Raw genomic sequence first — 14229 nt, 5'->3', positions numbered from 1 at the left:
GCAGGTGCTTAGTGTGGATGATAGACAACACGGTCCGGCACCGGCTTGAAGGTACCCGCGGCGCTCCACCATGGCATCAGCAGGAAGAAGCCGAAGTAGATGAAGGTGCAGACCTTCGATACATAGCCGCCGATTGCCGATGGCGGCTGCACGCCAAGGTAACCGAGCACCACGAAGGTGATCGCAAACAGGATGTAGACATATTTATGCCAGCTCGGACGATAGCGGATCGACTTGACCTTGGAGTGGTCCAGCCAAGGCAGGCCGGCCAGGATCATGACCGAAACGCCCATCAGGACGACGCCGAAGAACTTGGCGTCGAAGATGAACATGGCGCCGATGATGGCTACGCCGACGACGGTGGCGGCAATCTTGATCATGCTGCTCAGCTTCGACTTGAACCACAGCAGCGCGACAAAGGCAACAACGCCGGCTTGCAGATAAATGATGAAGTCCGAAGTCACTGCGCGCAGGATCGAATAGTAAGGCGTGAAATACCAGACCGGTGCGATATGCGGCGGCGTCTTCAGCGAATCGGCCGGGACGAAGTTGTTGTACTCGAGGAAGTAGCCGCCCATTTCCGGGCCGAAGAACACCACGGCGCTGAAGACGATCAGGAAGACCGCAACCGCCATCACGTCATGCACCGAGTAGTATGGGTGGAAAGGCACGCCGTCCAGCGGTATACCCTTGGCATCCAGCTTTTCCTTGATTTCAACGCCGTCGGGATTGTTCGAGCCGACTTCGTGCAGGGCGATGATGTGGGCCACGACCAGGCCGATCAGCACCAGCGGGATCGCGATCACGTGGAACGAGAAGAAGCGGTTCAGGGTAGCATCCGACACCACATAGTCGCCGCGTATCCACAACGACAGATCAGGCCCGATGAATGGAATCGCACCGAACAGGTTGACGATCACCTGCGCGCCCCAATACGACATCTGGCCCCATGGCAGCAGATAGCCCATGAAGGCTTCGCCCATCAGGCACAGGAAAATGCCGACGCCGAACAACCATACCAGTTCGCGCGGTTTGCGGTAAGAGCCGTACAGCAGGCCGCGCACCATATGCAGGTAGACCACGATGAAGAAGGCCGAAGCACCAGTCGAGTGCATGTAGCGCACCAGCCAGCCCCAAGGGACGTCGCGCATGATGTATTCGACCGAGGCAAACGCCAGGGCGGCATCAGGCTTGTAATGCATGACCAGGAAAATCCCGGTGACGATCTGGATCACCAACACCAGCAGCGCCAGCGAACCGAACGCGTACCAGAAGTTGAAGTTCTTTGGCGCGTAGTATTCCGACAGATGCGCCTTCCAGGTGGAAGTCACGGGGAAACGCGCATCGACCCAGTTCAAGGCTTTCTCGGCGATGGGGGCATCGGCCGGCAGCTGTTTTTCGTGGAATGCCATGGTTTAAGCCTCACCTTTCTCGTCTTTACCAATGACGATCTTGGTATCGGACAGGTACATGTAGCGTGGCACATCGAGATTGTTTGGCGCTGGCTTGTTCTTGAAGACACGGCCGGCCAGGTCGAAGGTGGAGCCATGGCAAGGGCAGAGGAAGCCGCCTTGCCAGTCATCCGGCAGCGAAGCCTGTGCGCCTGGTGCGAATTTCGAGGATGGGGAGCAGCCCAGATGCGGACAGATACCGACCAGCACCAGGGTTTCTTCGTGGCCGACGTGGCCGCGGTTGTTCGACTTGTTCTTGCAATAGTCGGGCAAGTCCATGGTGTAGGGCTTGAGCGACTCGGGATCGGCAATTTCAGAGACTGTATGTTCCAGCCCCTTCATTTGCTCGGGGGTACGTTTCATGATCCAGACGGGCTTACCGCGCCACTCGAACACTTGCATCTCGCCTGGTTTAATGCCGGAAATATCCACTTCCACTGGCGCTCCTGCTGCTTTCGCGCGCTCGGACGGCTGGAACGTGGACACAAAAGCCCCCGCCGTGGCCAGACCGGCCACGCCACCCGCCGCGCATGTAGCGACGAGCAAACCACGCCGACCGGAATCGACCTGCTTTTCGATACTCATACCAACCCCAATCAGTCAAAATACGAAAATTGCACGGAACTTCTAGCAACCCTAGATTATATCGAAGCCGGAGACTGTTTTAAAGGAAATACGTACAGTCAAGTACAAAATCAGCTAATTGTGTGGAATCTGCCGTTAAATCTGGCACAATTCCCGTCAGAGCCTCATTCTTGCACCGCAGCAAGTCTAAACGATCGGGAAAAGATGGTGGAAAATAACAAGAATTGACAATTTTGTCCTTTTAATCCGGTCGCGATCGCAGTATCTTCCCGACTGTCAACATTAGTATGGAGAGTAAGCGATATGAGCATGATGCAAGAATTCAAGACCTTTGCACTCAAAGGCAATGTGATGGATCTGGCGGTCGGCGTCATCATCGGCGGCGCCTTCGGCAAGATCGTCGATTCATTGGTGCAGGACATCATCATGCCGGTGGTCGGCAAGATTTTCGGCGGCCTCGACTTCGCCAACCACTACTTTCCGCTGAATGGCCAGGCGGCCGGCCTGACCCTGGCCGAAGCGAAAAAGGCCGGCGCCGTGCTGGCCTATGGCAACTTCCTCACTATCGCGCTGAATTTCGTCATCCTGGCCTTCGTGATTTTCCAGATGGTGCGCATCATCAACAAGCTGCGCGGTGAAGCACCGCCCGCACCGGCGGCCGACCCCGAAAATACCGTGCTGCTGCGCGAGATCCGCGATTCCCTGAAAAAATAGCCCCGCCCTGCAGCAAGCAGCACAGCCTCAGCCAACAGCCCGCTTCCAGACAGCGGGCTTTTTTACGGTCGCCGCCTAAACCAATTGAGCAAGAAGGAATGCGATCGCCGCTTGCCGGTTGCGCCACAAGTTCCCATGCGCTAATCTGCAGATAGCGATGCTTGGTTACGCAACAACAAAATCAGGCCTCGCCAGTAATGCGAACGCAGTCCACATCAAAAGGAAGCCGAATTGCCTGCTACCGACCTGCAACCGGAACAATTGAAAATCTGGCTTGCAGCCGTCGTGCGCAAGGACGCCGCCGCTTTCCGCGCTCTGTATGACGCGACTTCTCCGAAACTGTTTGGCTTCGCGCTGCGTATACTAGTTAAGCGCGAATGGGCGGAAGAGGTGCTGCAGGAAAGCTTCATCAACATCTGGAACAACGCCGACAGCTACCAGGCCAGCCTGGCGGCGCCGATGACCTGGATGACCACTATCGTGCGCAACAAGGCCTTCGACTTCCTGCGCCGCACCGACAGCGCCGTCGAGATCGATGCCGATACATTTGACAAGGAAGTCATGAACGCAATGGAAAGCGCCGATCCGACACCGATAGAAGCGCTGCAGCTCACCGACGATGCAAAGGCGCTGGCGACATGCATGGGGCGCCTGGAGGGATTGCATCGACAGGCCATTGCCCTGTCCTTCTATCATGACCTGTCGCATAGCGAAGTCGCAGAGCAGATGCAACTGCCGATAGGCACCATCAAGACGTGGATACGGCGCGGCCTGGAGCGCCTCAAAGCCTGCCTCGGCACGCTGGGGAGCGCCTGATGGACATCCAGACCAACCCTGCCCTGGTAGACAAGCTGGCGGCCGAATATGTATTGGGTACGCTCAAGGGCGGCGCACGGCGCCGTTTCGAGAGTCTGCTGCGGCGCCACGATGTGCTGCGCCTGGCGGTAGCCGAATGGCAGGACCGGCTGCATCCGATGGCCGAGCTGGCGCCGGCAGTGCCGCCGTCGGCAGCAACCTGGCCCGCCATCGAAGCCAAACTGGGCCTGTCCACCAAGCAGCAACACAAACGCCCCTTCTGGTTCGAGCTGCGCGAAGACATCAGCTTCTGGCGCGGACTGGGCATGTTCTCGACCACCGCCGCCCTGATTCTGACCTCGCTGCTATTGACCAGGCAATTGCAGCCGCTGCCAGCGCCTGCGGCAAGCTCGTATATCGCCATGCTGAGCAACGATCAGGCGCAGCCGATTGCCGTAGTGACCGGCGATGCGCCTGGCGGCCGCCTGACCGTCAAGCTGGTGGCGCCGCAAACGATCGCCGCCGACAAGAGCCTGGAACTGTGGGCCGTGCCGAAAGAAGGCCCGCCACGTTCGCTCGGCCTGCTGGCCGCCGACGGCAGCGTCAGCCTGGCCTTGCCGGCCAACGCTACGCCGCAGTCGATACCGCTGCTGGCGGTGACGCTGGAACCGAAGGGTGGATCGCCGAATCCTGACGGCCCGACCGGACCTATCGTCTTCAAGGGCGCCTGGGTGCAAATCTAGCCGCTGACGGTTGCTGCCGATACGGGCCGCTGCAGATGATGCCGCGGCCCGTTTCATTTCCCCTGTATTATCCGGCCCACTCAAGCAGCCTTTATTCGCGGTTGCCGGTGGCGATCACCCGCATCAGCAAGCGATACAGGAAAAACGCCACGCCGTGCCAGGCGCGCGCCTGCCACGACAGATTGTCAAAGGCGTCGGCCGCAACGGCATCGCCGTCGGCAATGCCGATTTCTATCTGCCGCCGCAGCGCGCGCGAAAAATCGGCATCCCTGATCACTACGTTGGCCTCCTGGTTCACCAGCAGGCTCAAGCCGTCGAAATTGCTAGAGCCGACCGTGGCCCAATCGTCGTCGATGACAGCAACTTTGGCGTGCAAGGTCGTTTTGCGATACTCGACAATCCTGACCCCTGCCTTCATCAGTTTCGGATAGTAGGACTGGCTGACCGCGTCCTGCAGGCGATAATGGCCGACTCCCAGCAGCAAGGTGACCTGGACGCCGCGCCGTGCTGCCTCCTCCAGGCCGCGCCGCAATTTCCTGCCTGGCGCGAAATATGGGCTGGTCAGCAAGGCGCTCTGGCGCGCATGTCCCAGCGCCTGCAGGTAGGCGCGCTGGATGGTGCGGCGGTTGCGCAGGTTATCGCGCAGCACCAGGCCGGCCAGCGCCGGTCCGTGCGCGCTGCCCGGGCGGCGCGCACGGCTGCGCTTGAACTGCTGCAAGCGCGCCAGCAGTTTCATTTCGCCCAGCCGCATCCATTGCGCTTCCAGTTCGAGATGGATGGTGACCACCAGCGGGCCGCTGATGCTCACCGCGAAATCCCAGCGCGGCGCCGACAAGGGCAGGCGCAAATCGTCGTCGGAAACCATGTCGTCGATGATGTTCAAGCCGCCAATAAAGCTGATATCGCGATCGACCACGCACATCTTCCGATGCATTCTTGCCACGCCGCGCTGGAACCAGGGATTGAAAGCGCGATACATGACGCCGCCGGCCTCGAACTCCTGTTGCAGCGAGAGCGAGCGCCGGTGGCCGCTGCCGAGCCAGTCGGCGATCACGCGCACGGTGACGCCGCGCTGCGCCGCGCGCGTCAAGGCCTGCTGCACCGAGGACGCGGTGGCGTCGGCGGCGAAGATATAGGTTTCCAGGTAGATTTCGGCACGGGCGGCATCGATGGCGGCAATCAACGCCGGAAAAAAGGCAGCGCCGTTGTGCAACAGCGTGATGTGGTTGTCTGCGCTAAAGCTTACCGCGCGCATGTACTGAACAAAGCAGACAAAACGGACAAGAGGAGAAACGGCATCCTGACGGTCTTTCTGAAATCATGGTTGAAGCTGGCGCCGCCAGCCGCTTTTATTGCAATCTGAGGGTAGCCACGATAGGCGCATGATCCGACAATTTTGCCCATTCCGCGCCATGCAGGACTTCCGCTGATTCTACCGTAAAGCCACGCAGATAAATCCGGTCCAGGCGCAGCCAGGGAAAGGCGGCGGGAAAAGTGCGCGCCGGCTTCAGCTTGGGCGTACGCCCTATCAACTGCTGCAGGTAGGAACCGACGCCTTGCATCATGCCGGTGCTGGCGATGCGTTCGTCGAATATCTCGGCCACATCCAGCCGCACCCTGAGGAAATCGCTCAGGCGATTGCCCCAGTCGTTGAAATCGCCGGCGATGATCAGCGGCGCATCCGGCGGCGAAGAGCTGCGCACCGCTTCGATCAGGGCCGCGGTCTGGCGGCGGCGGCCGCCGCCGAACAAGCCCAGATGCACCACATAGCAGTGAACATCGGCGGTCGGGGTTTTCAGGACGCAGTGCAGGATGCCGCGCGCCTCGTAAGCATGGTCGGACACATCCTGGTTGCTTTGCGAGGCGATTTCGAAGCGGCTCAGCAAGGCGTTGCCATGGTGGCCATGGTCGTAGACGGCGTTCATGCCGTAGGCTGCATGATGCGAATCGCCGGCCAGGAAATCGTGCTGCGGCTGGTCCGGCCAATGCGCCGCGTGGCGCGCCGCCAGCAAGTCGTGCCGCCCCTGCACTTCCTGCAGGAAGAAGACGTCCGCCTGCATCCGCGCCAGCGCCTGCTTCAGGGCATGCACGCGCGGCCGGCTGCCGAGCGAGGAAACGCCCTTGTGTATGTTGTAGGTGGCAATGCGCAGTTTCATGGAGGGTACGGCTTACTGTCGTTTAAAGTGATGCGGCAACTGCAGGATCGCCTCGGCATTCGACGGCGAAAAGCAGGCATCGGCAGCCTCGCGGTAAGGCAGCCACTTGTATTGCAAATGCTCGCGCGGCGCCAGCGTGACCGGGACGCCGGCCGGCACCAGCAGGCCGAACACGTGCTCGGTGTTCTTTGTAATCCCCGGTGCATAGCGATGGCGCCACACCGGATAAATCTCGTAGACGTTAGCCACCCGCCAGTCGTTCAGATTGGAGGGCGGCACGCTGCCGCCCTCGGCGGCGACCACGATGCCGGTTTCCTCCTGCACTTCACGCATCGCCGTTACTTCCAGCGCTTCGTCAGGAAAGTCCTTGGAACCGGTCACCGATTGCCAGTAATCGGGTTTATCGGCACGCTCCATCAACAACACCTGCAAGTCTTCCGTGTAAATAACCACCAATACCGATTCGGGAATTTTATACATGCAAATAAGCAAAAAATGAGGTTGCGTTAGCGTAATCCGGCAAGCGCAAGATCAGGTAAACCATGCTACACCATCAGCGGCCGGAACTGAGCGGGCAGCCGTACTTAGCTTGCCGGGCGAGATTGCGCCGTACTGAGCCCGACTACGCAAAGCACTACTATAAACCGGTTTCGACGGGCGTAAAAAAAGCGCGGAAAACCGCGCTTTTTTGATTGCTGCTTTTTATCTGAATTTTATCTAAAATCAGACGACTTTCGCTTCCGGCATGCGCAGGCGGATATGCAATTCTTTCAATTGCTTTTCGTCGACTTCCGACGGCGCCTGCGTCAGCAGACATTGCGCGCGCTGGGTTTTCGGGAAGGCGATGACGTCGCGGATCGACTCGGCGCCGCACATCATGGTGACGATGCGATCCAGGCCGAAAGCCAGGCCGCCGTGCGGAGGCGCGCCGTATTGCAGGGCGTCGAGCAGGAAGCCGAACTTGAGTTGCGCTTCTTCGGCGTCGATCTTCAGAGCACGGAACACCTTGCTCTGTACTTCCGCGCGGTGGATACGGATCGAACCGCCGCCCAGTTCCCAACCGTTGAGAACCATGTCGTAGGCCTTGGCGATGGCCTTGCCTGGATCAGTCTCGATGAAATCTTCGTGGCCGTCTTTCGGCGATGTGAACGGATGATGCAAGGCGTTCCAGCGGTCGCCGTCTTCATCGTATTCGAACATCGGGAAGTCAACCACCCACAGCGGACGCCAAGTGTCGTCGAACAAGCCAGCCTTCTTGCCGAACTCGCTGTGGCCGATCTTGACGCGCAGGGCGCCGATGGCATCGTTGACGACCTTGGCCTTGTCGGCGCCGAAGAAAATCAGGTCGCCGTCTTGCGCGCCGGTCTGTTCCAGGATCTGCGCCAGCGCTGCATCGTGCAGGTTCTTGACGATAGGCGATTGCAAACCGTCGCGGCCGCTGGCCTTTTCGTTGACCTTGATGTAAGCCAAGCCCTTGGCGCCGTAGATGGCGACAAACTGGGTGTAGGCATCGATTTCCGAACGCGGCATGGCGGCGCCGCCAGGTACGCGCAAGCCGACCACGCGGCCGTTGTCCATGTTGGCGGCGCCGGCGAAGACCTTGAAGTCGACGTCTTTCATGACCGCGGTGAGGTCGGTGAAGGCCAGCTTGACGCGCATGTCCGGCTTGTCCGAACCGTACAGCGCCATCGCGGTAGCGAAGTCCATCACAGGGAACGGGTTAGGCAGGTCGATGTCCAGCGCGTTCTTGAACACCAGGCGGATCATGCCTTCGAACATGTCGCGGATTTCCTGTTCCGACATGAAGGAAGTTTCGCAGTCGATCTGGGTGAATTCCGGCTGGCGGTCGGCGCGCAGGTCTTCGTCGCGGAAGCATTTGGTGATCTGGTAGTAACGGTCGAAGTTGGCCACCATCAGCAGCTGCTTGAACAATTGCGGCGATTGCGGCAGTGCGAAGAAGTGACCGGCGTTGACACGCGACGGCACCAGGTAGTCGCGCGCGCCTTCCGGGGTCGACTTGGTCAGCATCGGTGTTTCGATATCGATGAAGCCGTTGGCGTCCAGGAACTTGCGCACTTCCATCGTCACCTTGTAGCGCAGGCGCAGGTTGTTTTGCATCTGCGGACGGCGCAGGTCCAGCACGCGATGCGTCAGGCGGGTGGTTTCCGACAGGTTGTCGTCATCCAGCTGGAACGGCGGCGTGATCGATGGGTTCAGCACTTCCAGGTCGTGCGCCAGCACTTCGATCTTGCCGGACTTCAGGTTGCTGTTGCCGGTGCCGTCAGGGCGCAGGCGCACCACGCCGGTGATGCGCAGGCAGAATTCATTGCGTACCGCTTCTGCGTTCTTGAATACTTCGGCGCGGTCCGGATCGCACACGACCTGCACCAGGCCTTCGCGGTCGCGCAGGTCGATGAAAATGACGCCGCCATGATCGCGACGACGATGCACCCAGCCGCACAGGCTGACGGTTTGGCCGAGAAGTACCTCAGTAGTGAGGCCGCAGTATTGGGTTCGCATGGACATATTCAGTTTTTCGCAGTTCAGATGTTGTACGGATGTTTTAAATTAGTGTTGCTGCTTGCAGCACGGAGATCGCTGGCGCGCTGGCGGCCGCCGTCTTTCTTATGCGCCGGGCCTATTATCGCTGCCCGGCGGCGTATCGATGATCAGCTTCTTGCCGGCCAGCTGCTCCGGCGCCACCACGCCCATTGAAACAATATACTTCAGCGCCTCGTCGACGCTCATGTCGAGTTCGATAGTGTCTTCGCGCGGCAGCATCAGGAAAAAGCCCGAGGTCGGGTTCGGCGTCGTCGGCACATATACGCTGACGTAATCGCCGGCCAGATGATTCTTGACGTCGCCGCCCGGAATCCCGGTCAGGAACGCGATGGTCCACGATCCCTGGCGCGGATACTGCACCAGCAAGGCTTTGCGGAAGGCATTGCCGGAGGACGAGAACAAGGTGTCCGAGACTTGCTTGACGCTGGAATAGATCGAGCTGACCACCGGAATCCGCGTCAGCACCGCTTCCCATACCTGGACGATCTGGCGGCCGATGAAATTGCGCGTCGCCAGGCCGGTCAGGAAGATCACCAGCAAGGTCAGGATGGTGCCGAGGCCGGGAATGTCGTGCCCCAGCAAAGCCTTGGGCCGCCATTGCTCAGGCAGCAGCAGCAGCGACTGGTCCATCGTGCCAATGATCAGGTTCAGCACCCATAGCGTGATTGCCAGGGGCACTAAAACCAGTAGACCGGTGATGAAATATTTACGCATGGCTTTCTTTGTCGGACGTCAGCTGCCGTGCAGCTGCGCCGGGTTCAACTCGTTGACTAAGCGACGACCTTAGCTTGCCGCTGCCGTGCCGCCCGCGCTGGTGCTGGCTGGCGCCGGGCTGCTGGCTGCTGCCGCCGCCGGTGCTGCCGGCGTCGCCGGCGCAGTGACGACAGTACCCGCCGGCGCCGCCGCTTCTGCTGCGCCTGCCGGCGGCACTGTCGCCCCGGCGCCGCCACGGAAATCGGTGACATACCAGCCGCTGCCTTTCAGCTGGAAACCAGCTGCGGTAACCTGCTTCTTGAACGCGGCTGTGCTGCAGGACGGGCAAACCGTCAGCGGCTCATCGGACATCTTTTGCAGCACATCTTTGGCAAAACCACAGGCTTCGCAGCGATACGCATAAATCGGCATGGTGAAACTCCGCAAATATCTTACAAAACCCTGAATTATAAAGGTTTTTTTCAGTATATACGGGTCTGGCCAGTGGCTTGTGGCGGCGGCGCCATGATTTGGCGCCATTGTTATCAATTTTACATCAATAAAATCAGCGCGCGCGGATCTCTGTCCAGATGCGGTTGACGGCGCGCCGCTGCTTGCTGTTCAGGTCTTTCAGCATTTCCAGCTTGGCAAAACCGGCCTTGTCCGGAAAAATCGCCTGGTTGTTGGCGATCTCCGGCTTGATGTACTTGGCGGCATCGGCGTTAGGATTGCCGGAACCGATCAGGTTGCTCAGCTCGGCGGCATTCTTGCCATCCAGCATGAAATTGATGAATTTCAGCGCCAGGTCCGGCCGCGGCGCTGCCTTGTGGATCACCATGCTATCGAGAGCCAGAACCGCGCCCTCTTTCGGCATGCCGTGGCGGATGCGGAACTTGCGGCCGGCTTTCTGGGCATCGACATCGGCCTGGAAAATATCATTCGAATAACCCTGCACCAGCCAGATATTACCTACAGTCAATTCCTTGATGTAGCTGCTGCCATTGAATGCCGCCCAGTAAGGCTTGGCCTTGAGGATGACGTCCTTGGCTTCCTGCCAATGCTTCTCATCGGTATCGTTGGCGGAATAGCCCAGGTATTTCAGGGCAGCACCCATCAATTCGTTGGCCGAATCCAGCACCGTGACCTTACCCTTGATCTTGGCCAGGATCTTCGGATCGAAAATCGCTGCCCAGCTATCCACCGGAATGCCTAGCTCCTTCATCTTCTGGTCGTTATAGCCCATCAGGGTAACCGTGTAGGCGTAAGGCACTGAATACTTGTTGCCCTTGTCGAAATCCGTGTTCAGGTAGGCTGGATTGGCGTTTTTCAGGTTCGGCAACTGTGCCTTGTCGAGCGGCAGCAAGGCTTGCTGCTTGATCAAGGCGTCCAGCGCGTTACCGGTCGGCACGATGATGTCGTAGCCCTTGGCGCCGGCCGCCAGCTTGGCCAGCATTTCCTCATTGTCGCCGTAATAAGTCTGCACCACCTTGCATTTGCACAAAGCCTCGAAGCGCCCCACCGTCTCCGGCGCAATGTAATTGTTCCAGTTGTACAGGTGCAGTTCGTCGGCGGCGTGGGCCGAGACGCTGGCAAACAGAAGTGAAGCAATGGCGAGCAGTTTTTTCATGGCTGTCCTGATAGGCGATTAGGAGGAACGTAAGGCGTTAGGCGCAAGCTTGGACGCAATGATTATAAGCAGCAGCGTCAGCCCCATCAACAAGGTCGAGACTGCATTTACTTCTGGCGTGACGGCAATCTTGATCATCGAATAGATCTGCAGCGGCAAGGTGGATGCATTGGCGCCGGCGGTGAAGAAGGTGATCACGAAATCGTCGATCGACAGGGTGAACGCCATCAAAGCCCCCGCCACCACGCCTGGCATGATCAGCGGCAAGGTCACCAGCCGGAATGCCTGCATGGGCGTAGCGCCGCAGTCGCGCGCCGCTTCGGTCAGGCTTTCATCCATGCCCGACAAGCGCGAGCGCACCACGATGGCGACAAAGCCGATGCAGAACGCGATGTGCGCCAAGGTGATCGACAGCAGTCCCAGCGTGATGTTCAACATGACGAAGAAAATCAGCAGGGACACGCCGACCAGGATTTCCGGAATCGCAATCGGCGTCAGCACCAGTAAAGGCAGCAGCTTGAGCTTGTAGCGATGCATGGCGAAGCCGGCCATGGTGCCCAGCAAGGTGGAGGCGGCGCTGGCCACCAGCGCGATCATCAGCGAATTACCAGCGGCGCGCAGCATCTCTTCGTTATGGAACAGCTTGCGATACCAGTCCAGCGTAAAGCCGACCCACTCGGCATTCAGCTGCGAGTCGTTGAAGGAATACACCACCACGATAATCAGCGGCACGTACAAAAACGCATACACGAACAGCGCCACCAGCCACAGGCCAAGCGGACGCCGCATCCGGTTCAGATTAGCCATGGGTTTCTCTCCTTGGCCTTGCCACCAGCACGGCGATGCCGGCGGCGATCAGCGCCGCTACCGTGAGGACGATAGACAGTACGCTGCCGAACGGCCAGTCGCGGGTTTCCAGGAATTGCTGTTTGATGACATTACCGATCATGTCGCTGCCGGTGCCGCCCAGGATGTCGGAGACCGCAAAAATCCCCAGCGCCGGAATGAATACCAGCGCCGCGCCGGCATACACGCCGGGCAAGGACAGCGGGAAAGTGATGCGCCAGAAGCGTTGCCAGGCCGATGCGCCCAGGTCCTGGGCGGCGTCGACCAGCGCCGGGTCATGCTTTTCCAGGTTGGCGTAGAGCGGCAAAACCATGAACGGCAGATGCACGTAGACCAGGCCGACAATCACCGAAAACGCGGTAAACAACAGGCGCACCGGTTCGATCCCAACCAGCCCCAGCACATAGTTGACCGCCTGCGTCAAACCGGATTGCGGACCGAGGATGATCATCCAGGCATATACGCGTATCAGGAAGTTGCTCCAGAACGGCAGGATCACCAGCAGGATCAGCAGGTCGCGGTACTTCTTCGGGCTGCGCGCAATCAGCAGCGCCAGCGGATAGGCCATCAACAGGCAGCAGCAAGTGGTGATCACCGCATACATCAGTGACTTCAGGAAGATCGCGGTATAGATGAAATCCGATGTGAAACGCTGGAAATTTTCCAGCGTCAAGTCCAGCTTGCCGGCCTCGTCGAACACCGGCGCCAGGCCGCCGTAGTCGCCGGCATAGCGCACCGAGGCAAACACCATGATCAGGCTGGGGATGGCGAAGAACAGCAGCAGGTAGAACAGCGGCGGTCCGCTGATCAGCCAGCGCGCCGTGCGGCCGCGCTTGGCTGCGGCATTTGACAACTTACTCATACAAGAAATGCCCTGCGTCGAATTGCCAGGCGATGTCGACCATGTCGCCGACCTCGAAGAATTTGGCGCGGCCGGCGGCCGAATTCGCCAGCAAGGCTTCGATTGTGGTGCCGCCTTCGGTCTGCACGATGTACACGGTGACATCGCCCAGGTACAGCAGCTCCTTGACGAAGCCCTTGAAATGGTTTTCCGCGGTGTCGGTGCTGATCTCGGCGCTGATATGGATCTTTTCCGGACGCAGCGCCAGCGTGCCTTTCAGGCCGGCCGCGGCATTCGGCGGCACGGCGCTTTTCACCAGGCCGAGGCCGGGCACGTCCAGCTGCATGGCAGCGCCGTCTATGCTGGCGATGGCGCCGTCCAGCAGGTTGCAAGTGCCGATGAAATCGGCGACAAAACGGGTGCGCGGATAGCTGTAGATGCGCGAAGGCTCGTCCAGCTGTTCGACATTGCCGCGGTTCATGACCGCGATCCGGTGCGACAGCGCCAGCGCTTCGCCCTGGTCGTGGGTGACGTAGACGAAGGTGATATCGACTTCTTTTTGCAGATTGATCAGTTCGATCTGCATCTGCTCGCGCAGCTTGGCGTCCAGCGCCGACAAAGGCTCGTCCAGCAGCAGCAGCTTGGGACGCGACACCAGCGCCCGCGCCACCGCGACACGTTGCCGTTGACCGCCAGACAACTCATGCGGAAAGCGCGCCGCGAAGCCGGTCAGGCGCACGTCCTCCAACGCTTCCTCGACCCGGACGCGGATCTGCTCCGCCGGCACCTTGGCCATCTTCAGGGGGAAAGCGATGTTGGCCGAGACCGTCATGTGCGGAAACAGCGCGTAGTTCTGGAATACGGTGCATACCGGCCGGTGTTCCGGCGGGCTGCCCACCAGGTCGACGCCATCCAGCAGGATCTGGCCGGAATCCGGCAGATCGAAACCGGCGATCATGCGCAGCAAGGTGGTCTTGCCGCAGCCGGAAGGGCCCAGCAGGGTAAAGAATTCGCCGGCTTCAATTGACAGGCTGATATTGTCAACTGCGGCAAAGTCGCCAAAACGACGACTGACGTTACGGATTTCTAGCAGCGCCATATTTAGTCATTTCCAGAAGGGCGAAAAACCGCCAATTGTAGCAAGTTGACTGCAAATTATGTGAAAAAAGCCAGTGTATGTACCGTCGGACATACACTGGCTCGTATTTTGACAACT

Annotated in this window: 15 protein-coding genes; 3 read left to right on the top strand and 12 right to left on the bottom strand. The window is 59.5% G+C overall.

Going from position 1 to position 14229, the window contains the following annotated elements; all coding sequences use genetic code 11:
* Window positions 1–8 precede the first annotated feature (8 nt).
* Window positions 9–1412 carry a cytochrome bc complex cytochrome b subunit gene (locus BCF11_RS14490; RefSeq protein WP_098495351.1) on the bottom strand — a complete coding sequence of 468 codons (1404 nt, stop codon included), beginning with the start codon at window positions 1410–1412 and terminating at the stop codon, window positions 9–11.
* A gap of 3 nt (window positions 1413–1415) precedes the next feature.
* Window positions 1416–2036 (bottom strand): ubiquinol-cytochrome c reductase iron-sulfur subunit, encoded by a 621-nt coding sequence (petA, locus tag BCF11_RS14485; RefSeq protein WP_098495350.1) that lies wholly within the window; start codon window positions 2034–2036, stop codon window positions 1416–1418.
* Window positions 2037–2339: 303 nt separating this feature from the next.
* Between petA and mscL the strand changes: the two genes are divergently transcribed.
* From mscL to BCF11_RS14470, 3 genes are all read left to right on the top strand, one after another.
* Window positions 2340–2750, top strand: a complete 411-nt coding sequence (gene mscL, locus BCF11_RS14480; protein ID WP_098495349.1) for a large conductance mechanosensitive channel protein MscL — start codon at window positions 2340–2342, stop codon at window positions 2748–2750.
* Window positions 2751–2981: 231 nt separating this feature from the next.
* Complete coding sequence (locus tag BCF11_RS14475) at window positions 2982–3566, top strand: RNA polymerase sigma factor (RefSeq protein WP_098495348.1); 585 nt, start codon at window positions 2982–2984, stop codon at window positions 3564–3566.
* Window positions 3566–4288 (top strand): anti-sigma factor domain-containing protein, encoded by a 723-nt coding sequence (locus BCF11_RS14470; RefSeq protein WP_098495347.1) that lies wholly within the window; start codon window positions 3566–3568, stop codon window positions 4286–4288. The genes BCF11_RS14475 and BCF11_RS14470 overlap by 1 nt, the downstream gene beginning before the upstream one ends.
* Window positions 4289–4379: 91 nt before the next feature.
* On the opposite strand, the gene BCF11_RS14465 is transcribed toward BCF11_RS14470, so the two are convergent.
* From BCF11_RS14465 to BCF11_RS14420, 10 genes are all read right to left on the bottom strand, one after another.
* The gene (locus tag BCF11_RS14465) at window positions 4380–5543 is read right to left on the bottom strand and encodes a phosphatidylserine/phosphatidylglycerophosphate/cardiolipin synthase family protein (RefSeq protein WP_098495346.1); all 1164 of its coding nucleotides are present in this window, start codon (window positions 5541–5543) and stop codon (window positions 4380–4382) included.
* Window positions 5544–5637: 94 nt separating this feature from the next.
* Window positions 5638–6444 carry an endonuclease/exonuclease/phosphatase family protein gene (locus tag BCF11_RS14460; RefSeq protein WP_098495345.1) on the bottom strand — a complete coding sequence of 269 codons (807 nt, stop codon included), beginning with the start codon at window positions 6442–6444 and terminating at the stop codon, window positions 5638–5640.
* A 12-nt stretch (window positions 6445–6456) separates the two neighbouring features.
* Entirely contained in the window at window positions 6457–6924 is a 468-nt protein-coding gene (gene nudB, locus BCF11_RS14455) for a dihydroneopterin triphosphate diphosphatase (protein ID WP_098495344.1), read from the bottom strand.
* A gap of 243 nt (window positions 6925–7167) precedes the next feature.
* Window positions 7168–8970 (bottom strand): aspartate--tRNA ligase, encoded by a 1803-nt coding sequence (gene aspS / locus BCF11_RS14450; RefSeq protein WP_098495343.1) that lies wholly within the window; start codon window positions 8968–8970, stop codon window positions 7168–7170.
* Between the two features lie 99 nt (window positions 8971–9069).
* Window positions 9070–9720, bottom strand: a complete 651-nt coding sequence (locus tag BCF11_RS14445; RefSeq protein WP_098495342.1) for a DUF502 domain-containing protein — start codon at window positions 9718–9720, stop codon at window positions 9070–9072.
* A gap of 69 nt (window positions 9721–9789) precedes the next feature.
* Complete coding sequence (locus tag BCF11_RS14440) at window positions 9790–10131, bottom strand: FmdB family zinc ribbon protein (protein WP_098495341.1); 342 nt, start codon at window positions 10129–10131, stop codon at window positions 9790–9792.
* 133 nt (window positions 10132–10264) lie between these two features.
* Window positions 10265–11326, bottom strand: coding sequence for a PotD/PotF family extracellular solute-binding protein (locus BCF11_RS14435; RefSeq protein ID WP_098495340.1), 1062 nt, complete (start codon window positions 11324–11326; stop codon window positions 10265–10267).
* A gap of 18 nt (window positions 11327–11344) precedes the next feature.
* Window positions 11345–12133 carry an ABC transporter permease gene (locus BCF11_RS14430; protein WP_231880034.1) on the bottom strand — a complete coding sequence of 263 codons (789 nt, stop codon included), beginning with the start codon at window positions 12131–12133 and terminating at the stop codon, window positions 11345–11347.
* Entirely contained in the window at window positions 12126–13034 is a 909-nt protein-coding gene (locus BCF11_RS14425; RefSeq protein ID WP_098495339.1) for an ABC transporter permease, read from the bottom strand. Before BCF11_RS14425 ends, BCF11_RS14430 begins: the two co-directional genes overlap by 8 nt.
* A complete protein-coding gene (locus BCF11_RS14420) occupies window positions 13027–14112 on the bottom strand; it encodes an ABC transporter ATP-binding protein (protein WP_098495338.1) in 1086 nt (361 codons plus the stop codon). The genes BCF11_RS14425 and BCF11_RS14420 overlap by 8 nt, the downstream gene beginning before the upstream one ends.
* Window positions 14113–14229: the final 117 nt, after the last annotated feature.

It is taken from the genome of Collimonas sp. PA-H2, from assembly GCF_002564105.1.
Classification (GTDB): Bacteria; Pseudomonadota; Gammaproteobacteria; order Burkholderiales; family Burkholderiaceae_D; genus Collimonas.
The sequence above is the reverse complement of the archived record's forward strand: the minus strand, read 5'-3'. Positions and strand labels throughout refer to the sequence as shown.

What these genes read in the sequence shown, in the direction of transcription:
- BCF11_RS14490 (WP_098495351.1), bottom strand. Translation starts at nt 1,412, where the DNA reads ATGGCATTCCACGAAAAACAGCTGCCGGCCGATGCCCCCATCGCCGAG.
- petA (WP_098495350.1), bottom strand. Translation starts at nt 2,036, where the DNA reads ATGAGTATCGAAAAGCAGGTCGATTCCGGTCGGCGTGGTTTGCTCGTC.
- mscL (WP_098495349.1), top strand. Translation starts at nt 2,340, where the DNA reads ATGAGCATGATGCAAGAATTCAAGACCTTTGCACTCAAAGGCAATGTG.
- BCF11_RS14470 (WP_098495347.1), top strand. Translation starts at nt 3,566, where the DNA reads ATGGACATCCAGACCAACCCTGCCCTGGTAGACAAGCTGGCGGCCGAA.
- BCF11_RS14465 (WP_098495346.1), bottom strand. Translation starts at nt 5,543, where the DNA reads ATGCGCGCGGTAAGCTTTAGCGCAGACAACCACATCACGCTGTTGCAC.
- BCF11_RS14460 (WP_098495345.1), bottom strand. Translation starts at nt 6,444, where the DNA reads ATGAAACTGCGCATTGCCACCTACAACATACACAAGGGCGTTTCCTCG.
- nudB (WP_098495344.1), bottom strand. Translation starts at nt 6,924, where the DNA reads ATGTATAAAATTCCCGAATCGGTATTGGTGGTTATTTACACGGAAGAC.
- aspS (WP_098495343.1), bottom strand. Translation starts at nt 8,970, where the DNA reads ATGTCCATGCGAACCCAATACTGCGGCCTCACTACTGAGGTACTTCTC.
- BCF11_RS14445 (WP_098495342.1), bottom strand. Translation starts at nt 9,720, where the DNA reads ATGCGTAAATATTTCATCACCGGTCTACTGGTTTTAGTGCCCCTGGCA.
- BCF11_RS14440 (WP_098495341.1), bottom strand. Translation starts at nt 10,131, where the DNA reads ATGCCGATTTATGCGTATCGCTGCGAAGCCTGTGGTTTTGCCAAAGAT.
- BCF11_RS14435 (WP_098495340.1), bottom strand. Translation starts at nt 11,326, where the DNA reads ATGAAAAAACTGCTCGCCATTGCTTCACTTCTGTTTGCCAGCGTCTCG.
- BCF11_RS14430 (WP_231880034.1), bottom strand. Translation starts at nt 12,133, where the DNA reads ATGGCTAATCTGAACCGGATGCGGCGTCCGCTTGGCCTGTGGCTGGTG.
- BCF11_RS14425 (WP_098495339.1), bottom strand. Translation starts at nt 13,034, where the DNA reads ATGAGTAAGTTGTCAAATGCCGCAGCCAAGCGCGGCCGCACGGCGCGC.
- BCF11_RS14420 (WP_098495338.1), bottom strand. Translation starts at nt 14,112, where the DNA reads ATGGCGCTGCTAGAAATCCGTAACGTCAGTCGTCGTTTTGGCGACTTT.